The organism is Limnohabitans sp. (genome assembly GCF_046052765.1).
In the GTDB taxonomy this organism is placed as follows: domain Bacteria; phylum Pseudomonadota; class Gammaproteobacteria; order Burkholderiales; family Burkholderiaceae_C; genus Limnohabitans.
Map to the genome: position 1 here is coordinate 72106 of NZ_JAVLFQ010000028.1, position 13263 is coordinate 85368.

The 13263-nt window shown below is 52.9% G+C and carries 11 protein-coding genes; 7 read left to right on the plus strand and 4 right to left on the minus strand.

Annotated elements, in window-relative coordinates; translation table 11 throughout:
* Positions 1-55: 55 nt before the first annotated feature.
* The 3 genes from AC9UG7_RS03195 to AC9UG7_RS03205 form a co-directional block, all read right to left on the minus strand.
* Positions 56-1291 (minus strand): urea ABC transporter substrate-binding protein, encoded by a 1236-nt coding sequence (locus tag AC9UG7_RS03195; protein WP_509584013.1) that lies wholly within the window; start codon positions 1289-1291, stop codon positions 56-58.
* A 102-nt stretch (positions 1292-1393) separates the two neighbouring features.
* Positions 1394-3013 carry a flotillin family protein gene (locus AC9UG7_RS03200; protein ID WP_509584016.1) on the minus strand — a complete coding sequence of 540 codons (1620 nt, stop codon included), beginning with the start codon at positions 3011-3013 and terminating at the stop codon, positions 1394-1396.
* Positions 3014-3304: 291 nt separating this feature from the next.
* A complete protein-coding gene (locus AC9UG7_RS03205) occupies positions 3305-4168 on the minus strand; it encodes an amidohydrolase family protein (RefSeq protein WP_509584019.1) in 864 nt (287 codons plus the stop codon).
* Between the two features lie 122 nt (positions 4169-4290).
* Between AC9UG7_RS03205 and AC9UG7_RS03210 the strand changes: the two genes are divergently transcribed.
* From AC9UG7_RS03210 to AC9UG7_RS03225, 4 genes are read left to right on the plus strand one after another with little or no spacing between them, the layout of a single operon-like run.
* The gene (locus AC9UG7_RS03210; RefSeq protein ID WP_509584022.1) at positions 4291-5064 is read left to right on the plus strand and encodes a crotonase/enoyl-CoA hydratase family protein; all 774 of its coding nucleotides are present in this window, start codon (positions 4291-4293) and stop codon (positions 5062-5064) included.
* Positions 5064-6917 (plus strand): feruloyl-CoA synthase, encoded by a 1854-nt coding sequence (locus AC9UG7_RS03215; protein ID WP_509584025.1) that lies wholly within the window; start codon positions 5064-5066, stop codon positions 6915-6917. Before AC9UG7_RS03210 ends, AC9UG7_RS03215 begins: the two co-directional genes overlap by 1 nt.
* A 60-nt stretch (positions 6918-6977) precedes the next feature.
* Positions 6978-7991, plus strand: a complete 1014-nt coding sequence (locus AC9UG7_RS03220; RefSeq protein ID WP_509584028.1) for a Bug family tripartite tricarboxylate transporter substrate binding protein — start codon at positions 6978-6980, stop codon at positions 7989-7991.
* 55 nt (positions 7992-8046) lie between these two features.
* On the plus strand, positions 8047-8400 hold the full coding sequence (locus AC9UG7_RS03225; protein ID WP_509584031.1) for an FKBP-type peptidyl-prolyl cis-trans isomerase: 354 nt from the start codon (positions 8047-8049) through the stop codon (positions 8398-8400).
* A 1-nt stretch (position 8401) separates the two neighbouring features.
* Here AC9UG7_RS03225 and AC9UG7_RS03230 read toward each other — a convergent pair whose 3' ends face one another.
* Positions 8402-9145, minus strand: coding sequence for a hypothetical protein (locus tag AC9UG7_RS03230; protein WP_509584034.1), 744 nt, complete (start codon positions 9143-9145; stop codon positions 8402-8404).
* 197 nt (positions 9146-9342) lie between these two features.
* Between AC9UG7_RS03230 and grpE the strand changes: the two genes are divergently transcribed.
* From grpE to dnaJ, 3 genes are all read left to right on the plus strand, one after another.
* Positions 9343-9915 carry a nucleotide exchange factor GrpE gene (gene grpE / locus AC9UG7_RS03235; protein ID WP_509584037.1) on the plus strand — a complete coding sequence of 191 codons (573 nt, stop codon included), beginning with the start codon at positions 9343-9345 and terminating at the stop codon, positions 9913-9915.
* Positions 9916-10031: 116 nt separating this feature from the next.
* Entirely contained in the window at positions 10032-11963 is a 1932-nt protein-coding gene (dnaK, locus tag AC9UG7_RS03240) for a molecular chaperone DnaK (protein WP_509584040.1), read from the plus strand.
* Between the two features lie 78 nt (positions 11964-12041).
* Positions 12042-13178: a molecular chaperone DnaJ gene (dnaJ, locus tag AC9UG7_RS03245; protein WP_509584043.1), complete on the plus strand. Its 1137-nt coding sequence runs from the start codon at positions 12042-12044 to the stop codon at positions 13176-13178.
* Positions 13179-13263: the final 85 nt, after the last annotated feature.

Genomic DNA, 13263 nt, shown 5'->3' on the forward strand with positions numbered 1-13263 from the left:
TCTCTGAAACTTGCGCGTCCCGATTCACATGAACCGGGACGCTGTCCGACAAGGTTTAAATCTTCACTTCGTACTGTTTGTTATCTTTAGGGTTTTTCTGCAAGTCACAGAACTGCAGCGTGTCTGAAGGAGGACGCGCCTTGAATTGCTGCTTGATAGTGAGCTTTTGGTTTTTCACTTCCATCACGTTGATATCCAAAATGGCGTGGTGTGTTTTCGGATCAAGTGTGACCGTACCGCCCGGTCCTTGAATACTGACGCCGGACTCGATGGCGGCCAACATTTTTTCGCGGTCCAGAGAGCCAGCTTTCTTGACGCAAGCCGCCCACAACATGATGCCTTGGTACTGAGACACAGCGATTTCGTGAACCAATTTGGTGTCGCCGAAACGCTTGGCCCATTTGGCCAGGAAGTCTTTGTTGGAAGGATTGTTGTTTTCCTGGCTGTAGTTACCAGCGATCAAGATGCCGTCGCCTTCTGCGGCAGACAAAGCCAGATGCTCGTTGCCGACACCGAAGGTGGTGGAGCACAAAGGAATCTTTTTGTTCATGCCGGAAGCCGCCCATTGACGGAAGAAAGACATGTGTGCACCGCCGACCAGGGCAGCCACCACAAACTTAGGCTTTTCCTGCTGAATCTTGGCGATGGTCGAACCAAAGTCAGACACATCTAGCGGGAAGAAGTTGGTTTGCAGCACTTTGCCACCGCCTTTGGTGATGTAGTGCGTCAGCCATTTGGCGGTGATCTGACCATAGTTGTAGTCAGCAGCCAGCACATAGGCCGTGTTGCCCCATTGCTTCAATGCCACTTCCACAATCGGCTCGACCGCTTGGGCAGGCGTGGTACCAGTGCAAACGATGTTGCGGTCGCACACGCCGCCTTCGTAAAGCACATTGTAAAAATACAGTGAATTGGCGCGGTTGAATGTTTGGCGAATCGCTTCACGTGAAGCAGAAGTGATACCGCCATGGGTGACGTCGACCTTGTCATCGCGTGTCAATTGCTGGGCGTATTTGGTGTAGAGCGCAATATCAGACTGTGAATCGTATTGCACCACTTGAATTTTGCGACCAAGCAAACCACCGGCTGCATTGATCTCTTCAGCGGCCAGCGTGGTGGCCATCACCATGGGCTTGCCGTAGGCATCCAAGTTGCCTGAATTGTCAAGAATGGAGCCGAGTTTGATGGGTGCGCCCTGTGCCAAAACCATCTCAAAGGGAATCGTGGCGCCCAGTGCGGTCAGACCTGCTGATCCAGTTCCTGCCAAAAATTGGCGACGTGAAAAGCTCATGGTGTTACTCCTGAAAAATGAGCGAATTGCTCGTGGGTTGGGGAAACGAAAACAAGTGAATGGGTAAGTTAGGAATGTGGCCAGTAAAAACAAACAGCCGTGTTATTTGTCTGCGCCGGTTGCGGGTTTACCGCTGGCAGCATCTATGGAGCCTGAGAGGTCCACACCGATTTGGTCGCCAATGCTTTTGAGCGCAGGCAACTGCAAAGCCATGCCCAAGATACTGTCCATGACTTGGGTGACAGGCGGTTTGCCCGCACCGCCGCCGCCATCTGACGCGCCGCTTGCGCCAGCACCACCAGCGCCATTGGTCGCGCCAAACCCGCTGACATGGTTGATGCGGATGCTGTCGATTTTCTCTATGGGCTTCATCATGTGCGACATGATTTCAGGCAAGCGGTCAAGACGGTATTGCTCGAGTTTCATGTGAAGCACAGGTGTGCTGAGTGCATTTTCAGCATCAATCAATGCGCGCGAGCCTTCAGACTCGGCCAGCATGCGTGCTTTTTCAGCCGCGGCCCGTGTGTGGGTGGCTTCAGCCTCGGCCTTGGCGCGTTTGAGCAGCACAGTGACTTCGGTGGCGGCGTTGGCCTCAGCCACTTCACCCGCTTCTTTGACACGCTTGACCGCCATCTCTAGCGATCTGTCGGCCACGGCACGCTCACGGTCTGTTTGTACTTTTTCTTGCGCCAGAATCACCTCGGTACGGGCCAACTCTGCCGCCGCTTGCGCATGGGCTTCTTCGGCTTGCTTGACTGACAATGTGATGGAGCTTTCCAACTTGCGAACCTCAGCGTTGAGCTGGGCTTCGATTTCAGACTTGCGCAATTCACGCTGCTTTTCAATTTCGCGCATGCGTGTCTCTTGCTCACGAGAAATGCGAGCTGCCTCGGATGCAGCCTGTGACTCCTCGCGCGAGCGGGAAGTTTCGGCATCGCTTTGCGCTTTGATTTTTTCCAGTTCTAAACGCTGACTGATTTGCGCTTCTTCTTCCTGCTGGTTTAAGAGCAAACGCTGCTTGGTGGCGTCTAACTGCGTTTGACGAACAGAAATATCGGCTTCGGATTCGATTTGCACCCGCTTCTTGCGGTTGACCGCAATGATTTCAGCCAGACGGCGCATACCGACCGAGTTGAACGCATTGTTTTCATCGAGCGCAGAAAAGGAAGTCTGGTCTAAACGGGTCAATGACACAGAGTCGAGCACTACGCCGTTCTCAGCCAGATTGCCTTTGAGCAAAGCTGAAATATCGGAAACAAACAGCGAACGTTTTTCATGGATCTGGTCCATGGTGCGGCTGGCAGCTATGGCTTGCACAGCGTCAATGAAACGGCCTTCGAGCAAATTGCGCATGCCTTCTGGATTGAAAGCTTTGGAACCAAGCGACTGTGCTGCAGTGGCCACGCCTTCGATGGTAGGCTGAACACGTACATAAAACTCCAACTCTGCATCCACCCGCATACGGTCTTCGGTAATCAATGATTTTTCAGCCACGCGACGAACCTCCACGCGTATGGTGCGCAGATTGATCTCGTCAATTTTGTGAAGAAAAGGCAGTGAGAGACAACCGCCTGAGATGAGGGTTTTTTGACCACCAAAACCGGTTCGGATGATGGCAACGTCACGACTGGATTTGCGATAAAAGTGATTGAGAAAAGTGACCAGTGCTGCGATCACGACCACGAACACAACGATGCCAAACAGCCAAGCAAGAACAATCATGCGACTTCCCCAAGGGTGACTAAAAGTAACTCAATTCATTCTAGGATCAAGTTTCAGACGGAGTCTAAGTAGTTCCCCGTGTAGATTTCAGTATTGGTTTCCAATAACACTTTTATTTATATGTTAATTGGACCAATTAAGCGCGTCACGCCTTCAAATAAAGCACTTGCGCTTCAAGATGAAGCGCGTTATTTCACTCCAAACGCATCAATGTCCCCAGCATGATGCATGATGCAAACCCATCGTGACTTATCGCACCTGCGAGAGGCTGATCTGATCCAACATGCACGATCATGACAAGCCTAACAATCTCACCGCATTACCCTTCAAAATTCCAGGCATCACTTCGGGTTTGAAACCGGCCACCTCAAAGTCTTTCATCCAGCGTTCAGGCGTGATCAGCGGGTAATCGCTGCCGAACAGCACTCGGTCCTTGAGCAAGGTGTTGGCATATTGAATCAAACTTTTCGGAAAGTACTTAGGACTCCAACCCGACAGATCTATCCACACATTGGGTTTGTGCATGGCGACCGACAAAGCTTCGTCCTGCCATGGAAAACTGGGATGCGCCATGACGATTTGCATGTCGGGCCAGTCTATGGCCACATCGTCTAAGTGCATGGGGTTGCTGTACGCAAGCCGCAAGCCCCCTCCGCAGCGCATGCCACTACCAATACCGCTGTGACCCGTATGGAAAATGGCGGGAAGCTTGTACGCATTGATCACGTCATAAATCGGCCATGCCATTTTGTCGTAGGGGTGACAGCCTTGCGCCGTCGGATGAAATTTAAATCCCCTGACGCCCTCTTCCTTGATCAATCTTTCTGCTTCGCGCGCACCGAATTTGCCTTTGTGAGGATCAATGCTGGCGAAGGCAATCATCATGTCGCTGTTGTCGCGGGCTGCTTTGGCAATTTCCTCGTTCGGTATGCGACGACGGCCCATGTGCGACTCGGTATCTACCGTGAACATCACCAATCCGAGTTGGCGGTCTCGGTAATAAGCCACTGTTTCTTTGATGGTCGGGCGTCGGTCTGAGCCGAAGTACTTGTCGGCGGCACGGTCGTATTCTTCGCCGTAATTGTCAAACGGGTTCCAGCAACTCACTTCTGCATGGGTGTGAATGTCAATGGCGATCAGGTCTTGGTGTTTCATGGTCGATTAAGATAGTTTCATTGACTATAACCAGCTGAGTCAGTCGTGTTCCTCTCGGTTAAAAACTTGCTTATGACCCAAAGACATGGCATTTTTCATCGCCTCCACACTTTTAAATACCCATGACCAACCCAGACCTCCACTTTGAAATGCATGACAACGTTGCCGTGGTGCGTCTGTCTCGTGCGGCCAAGCGCAATGCCTTGAACGACGCGCTGGTGCTCGCGTTGCGCGATCTGTTTGCTACCTTGCCTGGCCATGCGCGTGCCGCTGTGCTGCATGCACAGGGCGAACATTTTTGTGCCGGTTTGGACTTGAGCGAATTGCAATCGCGCGACGCTGGCGATGGCATGCTGCATTCACGCATGTGGCACCAAGCTTTTCAACATATACAGTTCGGCTCTGTGCCTGTGGTGGCTGCTTTACAAGGCGCAGTGGTCGGCGGCGGCTTGGAGTTGGCTGCCTCCTGCCATATTCGCGTGGCAGACGAATCCACTTTTTATGCACTGCCCGAAGGTTCGCGCGGCATTTTTGTCGGCGGCGGTGGCGCGGTGCGTATCCCCAAATTGATTGGCGTGGCGCGTATGACAGACATGATGATGACGGGTCGTGTTTACAACGCGGTCGAGGGAGAGCGTATAGGTTTTGCCCAATACCTAGTGCCTCAAGGTACAGCGTATGACAAAGCCATGGAACTTGCCAAGCACATTGCCAGCAATGCGCCACTGACCAACTACGCGCTCATGCATGCGTTACCGCGCATCGCAGAACAAGCGGCAGATCACGGCTTTGTCACCGAGTCGCTGATGTCTTCCATCACCCAAGCCGCCCCTGAAGCCAAAGCACGCGTGGATGCATTTTTGCAAGGCCGCGCAGCCAAGGTAGAGAATAAATAATGCCTACGCCCAAATACCGCCCTATGCGCTATGGCATCACCAGCGTGCAGGTGCAAACGCGTGACGATGGTGTGCAATACGTACTGGCTGATGTTGCGTTGGGCCCATACCCGACACGCATGACCGATAAGTTGCTGCACTGGGCGCGCGTCACGCCCGAGCGAACCTACGTCGCAAGACGCAAGCGTCTGAGTGATGGCAGCACCGGTGACTGGGAACACTTGAGCTATGCGCAAGCGCTGGCAGCAGCCAGGCGCATCGGACAGGCGTTGCTTGACAGGGGTTTGAGCGTTGACAAACCCGTACTGATATTGAGCGAGAACAGCCTGGAACACGCCATGATGGCATTGGCTTGCATGATGGTCGGCGTGGCGTATTGCCCCGTGTCGCCCGCTTACTCTACGCTAAGTAAAGACTACGACAAACTCAAACATATTATTCGCACACTGACACCAGGCATGGTGATGGCCGTGGATGCAGACCGCTACGGTGCTGCCATGGCTGCTTGTGTGCCGCACGACGTGGAAATCGTGCTTGGCAACGGTTCTATGGATGGCCGCAAATTCACTCGGTTTGCCGATCTGCTGGAAACGCCCGATACCCTCGCGGTGGACACAGCCATGCACGCCACTGGCGCTGACACCGTGGTGAAATTTTTATTCACCTCGGGCTCGACGAACATGCCCAAGGGCGTGATCAACACGCACGGCATGTGGTGCGCCAACCAGCAACAGATGTTGCAGTCCATGCCAGTGCTGGCCGAGTCACCGCCAGTGCTGGTCGACTGGTTACCTTGGAACCACACCTTTGGCGGCAACCACAACATGGGTCTGGTGCTCTACCACGGCGGCTCGCTTTATATTGACGACGGCAAACCAGTGCCCGCCCTGATGAACGAAACACTGCGCAACCTGCGTGATATCGCGCCCACCCTGTATTTCAATGTACCCACAGGTTTGGAAGCCATCGCTAACGCCATGCAAACCGACGACAAGCTGCGACGCAATCTTCTCAGCAAAGTACGCATGTTTTTCTACTCGGGTGCAGCATTGGCACAACCTATTTGGGACAGCTTGCATGCATCGCAAGAGCGCGAGGTGGGCGAACGCATCGTCATGGGCACAGGCTTGGGCATGACCGAAACCGGCCCGTTTGGGATTTTTGTACCGCGTCCGGAAGTTGAGTCTGGCGACTTGGGTTTGCCCGGCGCAGGTTTGCAATTGAAACTGGTGCCGGTGGATGACAAAGTAGAGGTACGCTACAAAGGCCCTAACGTCACGCCCGGATACTGGCGTGCAACTGCAGCGAATACCGAAAGTTTTGACGAAGAAGGTTTTTTGAAAAGCGGCGACGCTGTCGTTTGGCGCGACCCGACACAACCCAATCTGGGTTTGCGGTTCAATGGACGCATCGCCGAAGATTTCAAACTGGCCACCGGCACCTTTGTCAGCGTCGGCCCATTGCGTGGGCGCATCATCGCCGCAGGCGCACCCTATGTACAAGATGCAGTCATCACTGGTTTGAACATGAAAGAAGTCGGCGCCATGATTTTCACCACACCTCGCGTACGAGAAATCAGCGATTTACCTGCCGATGCGCCACTCAGTGATGTGTTGCAACACCTGAAAGTGACAAGCTATTTTCAACACTTGCTTGACGCCTTGGCCGCGCAATCCACGGGCAGTGCCAACCGGGTAGCACGACTGATGCTGCTCAGCGTACCACCGTCGATCGACAAAGGCGAGGTCACTGACAAAGGCTCCATCAATCAGCGTTCGGTGCTCCAACATCGAGATGCCTTGGTGCAAGCCTTTCACGAGGGAACAGCACCTGGCATCTTGCTGCCACGCTGAACGATACTCGCGCATCAACCCAACCTCACCCCTCTTTGATCACACCCTATGAAGTCCCTCATGATTGATACCCACACCTCTCGTCGATTGGTATTGCAAACATTGGCGTTGCCCACTGTCTGTGCGGCCTTGTCACCGTTGTCGGTATTGGCACAAAGCGGACTGCCGATTGACCAAGTCAAGATCATGTGCGGCTTTCCCGCAGGGGGAACCGCTGACACCACCAGCCGACGTGTTGGCGACAAACTCAGTGGCAGCAGTTACACACGCAACAGTGCCGTGGTGGAAAACAAAACTGGCGCAGGCGGGCGTATCGCGATTGAGGCAGTCAAAAATGCAATACCTGATGGCAGTACCCTGCTACTGAGCGCCTATTCCATGCTGTTGATTTACCCGCATATTTACAAATCCTTGAGTTACGACCCTTTCAAAGATTTTGCGCCGGTTGCCATGGCCTCCGTCTTGTCGCACGGATTGGCAGTCGGACCGATGGTTCCGGCGTCTGTCAAAAATGTCAAAGATTTTGTCGCTTGGTGCAAAGCCAACCCAGATCGCGCCAATTACGCTTCACCTGCGGCCGGTTCGACCCCGCATTTCCTCGGTGCACTGCTCAGTTTGAACACAGGTGTGGCAATGACCCACGTGGCCTATCGAGGATCAGTTCCCGGCGTAACCGATGTCATCGGCGGACAAATCGCCGCTATGTTCACTCCCCACGGTGACTTTTTGGCCAATCACCGCGCAGGCAAATTGCGTATCTTGGCGACCTCAGGCAAGGCGCGATCCCCGTTTGTGCCTGAAGTGCCCAGCTTTGCAGAGCAAGGCTACGCAGATTTGACTGTGGAGGAATGGTTCGGATTTTTCGCACCCGCCAAAACCCCGACAAATGTGATTGCCGCCGCCAACGCAGCCATCAACAACTCTTTGAAAGACAAAACCTTGATCGAAAGCCTGGCATTGCAAGGTTTGTTGCCACTGGGCGGCAGCAGCGACGACATGGCCAAAGACATGCGCCGCATGTACGACTACTGGGGCCCGATCGTCAAGCGCATCGGCTTCACGGCGGAGTCCTGATGGTGCAATGACGGGCCATTACACTCCAGCGTTTAAATATTCCAAGGAACTTTACATGATCACCACCGACAGCGGCCTGCAATACAACGACACACACTCTGGCGACGGCGACCTGGCGGTTGCGGGTCAATACGTTTCTGTGCACTACACCGGTTGGTTGTGGGAAGACGGAGAAAAAGGCGAAAAATTCGATTCCAGTCTGGACCGCAACGACCCTTTCGAATTTGGCCTGGGCCAAGGCATGGTCATCAAAGGTTGGGACGAAGGCGTACAAGGCATGAAAGTCGGCGGCAAACGCACATTACTGATTCCTCCCGAATTGGGCTACGGCGCATACGGCGCTGGCGGCGTCATCCCACCCAATGCCACGCTGGTGTTTGAAGTGGAGTTGTTGGGTGTGGAGGACTGATTCAAGGGTTGGCTGACGTTCGAAGGTGACTTTGTATGGAAACAGGCAGCCAAGAGCGGGCTGCTATGCAAAACGAAACCTGAATTTTGTCTTTGGCGGGCAGACTTGCCTCTCTCAACATTTGTATCCTGTATTCCTTGGCGATTTGTACCAATTTCGCCTTCAGTTCTTCGTGTGCGGCTGGGGTTATCAACACATTGAATGTGTTGATCAGATCTACGGCGGGGTCTTCAAAACTATAGTTAAAGTAATTCAAAGCTTCTCTGCGGATCATGCCCATGATGGGACCGTCGGGTATCCAGCTGAATCTTTTGGAAATGGTCAACTTGAATTCATTGTTCGGTAAGACCGTGACCATCCCCATGGACTCCAAACGCTCAAGCAGCATTTTCAATTCCACTTTATGCACCTTGACTTTGTCCAAAATTTCTTTGAACGACATTAAGTACGTCGCAAAAACGGCCACCGCAAACAATTTCTTGTTGCTAATCAATTCAATCTCTTGTTGTGACGTTAAAAACTCCAGCAACTTAGGCTCTTTGGGCAAATTGCCAAAAAAGTCTTCCAACTTGACCCCTGCAATTTGACAAATGTGTTCAAGCACTTTGAACGAGCAATCTTGTTGGGTGAAAATGAGTTTGAGCGCTTCTTCAGAGATTTGAAGCTGTTCAGACACATTCTTGAAGCCGTTTACCTGCGCCTCCAAATAACGCTGTAAGCTGGTGAAAATGAATTTTCTTGTCATGGTGTACATCCCATCTCGTTATCACATGTTGAAACATTAATTTGAGCATTTAATAATTACTATTTATGTATTTAATAACCAAATTGCCGCAAATATAACGCTATCTGTATTTTTCTTTCCCCTCTTGGTCTGCCCCTTGAATTCAGTCAAAACCCTCCCAACTAAATGGCTGAACTTCATACTCACCCGTCAAAAGCATGTCAGACCAGCCATCTTCAACCCCGCCCGACCAAACGGGTCAACCCGAGCCCGTCATGGACGCACATTCCACAGATACGCCAGAACAACCCGTCCAACCCTTGGACCCGTTGTCAGATGCACACGCCGAACTGGCCAATTTGAAAGCCGCCAATTCCGACTTGGCCGACCAGTTTTTACGCGCCAAAGCCGAGGTCGAAAACGCCCGCCGTCGCGCCGACGAAGAAGTCTCCAAAGCCCGCAAATTCGCCGTTGAGGCATTTGCCGAAAGTCTGTTGCCAGTGGCTGACAGCCTGTCGGCTGGCTTGGCTATTGCTGACGCCACGGCCGAGCAACTGCGCGAGGGCTCCGAAGCCACGCTGCGTCAACTCAAAACCGCCTTAGAGCGCCATAAAGTCATTGAAATCAACCCAGACTCAGGCACTAAGTTTGATCCGCATCAGCACCAAGCCATTTCAGTGGTTCCGGCTGAACAAGAGCCGAATTCGGTGGTCACGGTGTTGCAAAAAGGCTATCTGATTGCCGATCGGGTGCTGCGTCCCGCCTTGGTCACGGTGACAGCACCGAAGTAACTTCATTGTCAACACCGTCTGCACTTGAAATCCACCGACTTATCCACAACTGTTCAACATCGCTTTTAAGAAATGAATCAGCTACCTTGAGGGGCTGAATCGCACAGGAGAAAAAAATGGGAAGAATCATTGGCATTGACCTCGGCACCACCAATTCATGCGTGGCCATCATGGAAGGCAACACCACCAAGGTGATTGAGAACGCCGAAGGCGCGCGCACCACACCTTCCATCATTGCGTACCAAGAGGATGGCGAAATTCTGGTCGGCGCATCTGCCAAACGCCAAGCCGTCACCAACCCGCGCAACACCTTGTATGCGGTCAAACGCCTCATTGGTCGCAAGTTTGAAGAAAAAGAAGTTCAAAAAGACATCAACCTGATGCCTTACACCATTGCCAAAGCCGATAACGGTGACGCCTGGGTCGAAGTGCGCGGTCAAAAAATGGCCCCGCCGCAAATCAGCGCCGAAGTGCTTCGCAAAATGAAAAAAACCGCCGAGGATTACCTGGGCGAAGAAGTGACGGAAGCCGTCATCACCGTACCTGCTTACTTCAATGACAGCCAACGTCAGGCCACCAAGGATGCAGGTCGCATTGCCGGTCTGGATGTCAAACGCATCATCAACGAACCGACGGCGGCGGCTTTGGCCTTCGGCTTGGACAAAACCGAAAAAGGCGACCGCAAAATCGCTGTGTATGACTTGGGTGGCGGCACGTTTGACGTGTCCATCATTGAAATTGCTGATGTCGACGGCGAAAAGCAATTTGAAGTGCTGTCCACCAATGGCGACACATTCTTAGGTGGCGAAGACTTTGACCAACGCATCATCGACTTCATCATTGCTGAGTTCAAAAAAGACTCTGGTGTCGATCTGTCTAAAGACGTACTGGCATTGCAACGGCTGAAAGAGGCCGCAGAAAAAGCCAAGATCGAGTTATCTTCTGCGACCGGCACTGACATCAACTTGCCTTATGTCACCGCTGACGCGTCCGGGCCTAAACACTTGAATATCAAACTCAACCGCGCCAAGCTGGAAAGTCTGGTCGACGAGTTGATCGAACGCACCATCGCCCCTTGCCGCACCGCTATCAAAGACGCGGGCGTTTCTGTCGGCGACATTGACGACGTGATTCTGGTGGGTGGCATGACCCGCATGCCCAAGGTGCAAGACAAGGTCAAAGAATTTTTTGGCAAAGACCCACGCCGCGATGTCAACCCTGATGAAGCCGTGGCTGTCGGTGCCGCTATTCAAGGTCAAGTCTTGTCTGGCGACCGCAAGGACGTGTTGCTGCTTGACGTGACACCATTGTCATTAGGCATTGAAACCTTAGGCGGTGTGATGACCAAAATGATCACCAAGAACACCACCATCCCAACCAAGTTTGCACAAACCTTTTCAACCGCTGACGACAACCAGCCTGCGGTCACCATCAAGGTCTACCAGGGTGAGCGTGAAATGGCCTCGGGCAACAAGTCTTTGGGCGAGTTCAATTTAGAGGGCATTCCCCCCGCCGCACGTGGCACTCCTCAAATTGAAGTGAGTTTTGACATTGACGCCAACGGCATTTTGCACGTCGGGGCCAAAGACAAAGCCACTGGCAAAGAAAACAAGATCACCATCAAAGCCAACTCAGGCTTGAGCGAAGCTGAGATCCAACAAATGGTCAAGGATGCCGAACTCAATGCAGCCGAGGACAAGAAAAAACTGGAAATCGTGCAATCGCGTAACCAAGCAGAAGCCTCGGTACACAGCGTCAAAAAATCACTGACCGAGCATGGCGACAAATTGGACGCCGCCGAAAAAGAGAAAATTGAAGCGGCCACCAAGGAAGTGGAAGAAGCATTGAAAGGCGAAGACAAAGCTGCCATTGATGCCAAAACCGAAGCATTGATGACCGCCGCCCAAAAACTGGGTGAAATGGTTTACGCCAATATGCAAGCCGAACAAGCCGCGGCGGCTGGACCTTCAGCATCAGATGCAAGCAAGGACAAACCGCAAGACGACAATGTGGTCGATGCCGAGGTCAAGGAAGTCAAAAAAGCCTGACCAATTTAACCCCTGCCCCGCCGCGTTCTGCCTTGAAAAGGCTGACGCGGCGTTGGCACTTTTTTTTGCAGCACTCACATGGCCACTAAACGCGACTTTTACGAAGTTTTGGGAGTACCCAAAAACGCCAGCGATGACGAAATTAAAAAGTCGTACCGCAAACTGGCGATGAAATACCACCCTGACCGCAACCAGGGGGACGCCTCCGCTGAGGTGAAATTCAAAGAAGCCAAAGAGGCTTATGAAATGTTGTCCGACAGTGAAAAGCGCGCGGCCTATGACCAGTTCGGCCATGCCGGTGTCGACCCGAACATGCGCGGCCCCGGCGGTGCTGGCGCTGGGTTTGGTGGCTTTGGCGAAAGTTTTGGCGATATCTTTGGCGATATCTTCGGTCAGGCACGCCGGCAACAAGGCGCTGGTGGTCGACAAGTTTTTCGCGGCAACGACCTGAGTTATGCCATGGAGGTCACGCTCGAAGAAGCGGCAGCAGGCAAAGAGAGTGAAATCCGTATCCCCTCTTATGACGAATGCGACACCTGTCATGGCAGTGGCGCCAAGCCCGGTACTTCCCCCAAAACCTGCGGCACTTGCCAAGGTCAAGGGGTGGTGCAAATGCGCCAAGGCTTCTTCAGTGTGCAACAAACCTGTCCGCATTGCAGAGGTTCAGGCAAAGTTATCACCGATCCCTGTTCACCTTGTCACGGCCAAGGCAAGATCAAACGCCAAAAAACACTGGAAATCAAAATCCCTGCTGGTATTGACGACGGCATGCGCATACGCAGCACTGGCAACGGCGAACCAGGCACCAACGGCGGGCCGCCCGGTGATTTGTACATCGAGATCCGAATCAAAAAGCACGAAGTGTTTCAACGTGACGGTGACGATTTGCATTGCGCTGTTCCCGTCGGTTTCACCACGGCGGCATTGGGTGGCGAAATCAGTGTGCCCACGCTCAGCGGCGAAGCCGCCATCGACTTGCCCGAAGGCACACAAACAGGCAAGCAATTCAGACTTCGCGGCAAAGGGATCAAAGGCGTACGCTCGAGCTTCCCGGGCGATTTGTATTGCCACATCACAGTGGAAACGCCAGTCAAGCTGACCGAACATCAACGCAAGCTGTTGCGCGAATTGGATGAGTCGCTGAAAAAAGGTGGCGATAAACATTCGCCCTCTGAAGCTGGTTGGGCCGATAAGCTGAAGAATTTATTTAACTGACGGATCCACAGCCAGCAAGGTTTCAACGCAAAGAGTGGTTGGTAAAACCGCATCCAGACATACACCTGCATTCAGGTGTGGCTGT